Annotated in this window: 1 protein-coding gene; it reads right to left on the reverse strand. The window is 65.8% G+C overall.

The features are described from left to right. Positions 1–4: 4 nt before the first annotated feature. On the reverse strand, positions 5–1,360 hold the full coding sequence (locus ACIBCN_RS44525) for an IS110 family transposase (protein ID WP_396998940.1): 1,356 nt from the start codon (positions 1,358–1,360) through the stop codon (positions 5–7). Between the last annotated feature and the right edge of the window lie 46 nt (positions 1,361–1,406).

A 1,406-nucleotide genomic window follows, 5' to 3' on the forward strand; every position in this document is an offset into this window, starting at 1 on the left:
AGGCTCAGGCGGCCACCGGGTTTGGGAGATTTGGTGGGCGTGTTCCATGGGTTGCGGTGTGGGGATCCCAGCGCTGTCCGGTGGTGATGACGGCGTGGAGGTGGCGCAGGATGGTTGCGGCGATAGCGGCTTGGGCTTGGGTCGGGGTGAGTTTGTTGTCTTCGCGGTTGGTCAGGTGTTGGTAGCGGGCGGCATAGACGGTGTTGGTGTGCCTGGCGCCCCATACGGCTCGCCAAGCGGCCAGGCGCAGGCTGGGGCGGCCTTGTCCGGTGAGTTTGGTGCGTCCGGTGAACGTGCCGGACAGTTTCTCTCGCGGCGCCAGGCCGGCGTGTTTGACCAGGGCGCGGGCGGTAGCGAACCGGGAGGGGTTCCCGGTTTCGGCGAGAATCGCTGCCGCGCTGACCGCGGAGATGCCGGTGATGGAGGTGACCAGGTCGGTGAGGCGAAGCTCGTTGAGCACGTTGACCATTCGGGTTTCGGTGTCGGTGATCCGCCGTTTGGTCTCGGTCCAATCACCCAGCAGCAACTGCACCCGTTCCAACGCGCCGCGCCGGTGGGCGATTACTCCGGCGCGGTCATCGAGTGCTGCGAACAGATTCCGGATGATCCGCAGTGACGGTTTCTGTCCGCCGCGTCGTGTGATCTCTCGGCGGACTGCCTGTTCGAGTCGAGCTGGGCCCAGCCGGCGAGTGCGGGTCAAGTCGCCGGCGTCGCGTTCGCAGATCACGTGCATCGCCGCGACCCAGGTCCGGGACCGGAATGGTTGGCGGGCGGTGTCGAGCGCGGCAGGCCACACGCATTCCAGCAGCGCACGCAGTTGCTGGAGTTGGCTGACCATCTCCACGATCAACTGCTCGCGACGAGCGCCGAGATGGCGCAGCCGGCCCCAAGTTTCATCGACCGGTTCGGGGACATAACAGCGCAGCTGGGCGGTCAACCGGGCAATGAGCACCGCGTCCTTCTCGTCGGTTTTGTCGCAGGTCAGATCCTCGGCACGGCGTGACCAGGACGTCATCGACGGCTGGACACACACGAACGCCATCCCGCGGTCGGCGGCGAGCTGGCCCAGCACGCGCCAGCGGTGTCCGGTCGGTTCACATGCCACGCTCACTCCAGCGAAACCTGCCGCGGCTGCTATCTGGGCTACCCAATCCAGGGCGACGCCAAGATCCCAGGCGCGGCATCGGAAGGTTTTGCGGGCCAAGACTTTCGAGTCGTGATCAGTGACCACGACCATCTGTTTCCGGTCGGCCAAATCGATACCGGCGATGGCATTATCGGCCGGGACTAGCGCCCGCAGCCGCGCGAGGCGGGCGTTTCGGTTGCGATCACCCCGGGACAAGCCTCTACCGTTACTCATGAACGTCCTCCTGCCGCGATGGGACAACAAGCCCGACTAGCGCATC

The sequence above is a fragment of the Nocardia sp. NPDC051052 genome (assembly GCF_044456045.1).
Lineage (GTDB): Bacteria > Actinomycetota > Actinomycetes > Mycobacteriales > Mycobacteriaceae > Nocardia.